Below are 729 nucleotides of genomic sequence, written 5' to 3' on the forward strand. Positions count from 1 at the left end.
TGATATTGAGCATTTAAATCAATTACAACTGATTGAACGCATTCGCGTTCGGCTTTTGAATAACGACTTTCAAAATAATCAATAATTGTAGGTGATAGACGATCCTGTAACTTTGTGATAATTTGGTGGGTTTCAGCATCACAACAGATAAAGGACATCACAGACTTAGTTGAACGAAACTCGTCAAAACATAAATGCTTAGGCAACTTAGCCACACGATAGTGTGGTTCCATGCGCTCTAAAATTGTTCGACGAACACTACTAGGCGAGCAGTGACACATTTCAGCAATTAGCTGACCTGATAGTCCTTTACGAGCTAAAAGCATGATTTGATTTTTGAGATCATTGGATAGGGTTTGATTTTCTTTGGTTAAATTAGTAATAGCACCAAAAGTAGTATGGCATGATTTACATTTATAGCGTTGTTTACGAAGCTCTAGTTCATATCTTCTCCCGTTTAAACTAGCCAGTCGTACATGAGTTTTGCGAAAGCCATCCTTATTAACAGTGGGAAAGCCACAGTTACGACAATGATTAATCGGATAAGAAAGAGTAGCCGTTATTAGTGTTATATACTCTTTAACAGAATCATCGTTGTGTTCAGCTTCTTTAACAGAAATAATTTTAATATTTTTATCTTTAATTCCAAGAATATTTAGGATAGAATCATTATGGGACATTTGTTTAACCTTCTTTCATGATTTTTGTGGTGAATTGATTGTATAACGA

The 729-nt window shown here is 34.8% G+C and carries 1 protein-coding gene; it reads right to left on the reverse strand.

What is annotated here, in order from left to right; translation table 11 throughout:
• Window positions 1-680, reverse strand: a 680-nt coding sequence (locus tag LMC10_RS01440; RefSeq protein WP_229268736.1) for a transposase family protein, incomplete at its 3' end; no start/stop codon positions are given.
• Window positions 681-729: the final 49 nt, after the last annotated feature.

This window comes from Limosilactobacillus reuteri subsp. simiae (assembly GCF_020784875.1).
GTDB classification, from domain to species: Bacteria; Bacillota; Bacilli; order Lactobacillales; family Lactobacillaceae; genus Limosilactobacillus; species Limosilactobacillus reuteri_H.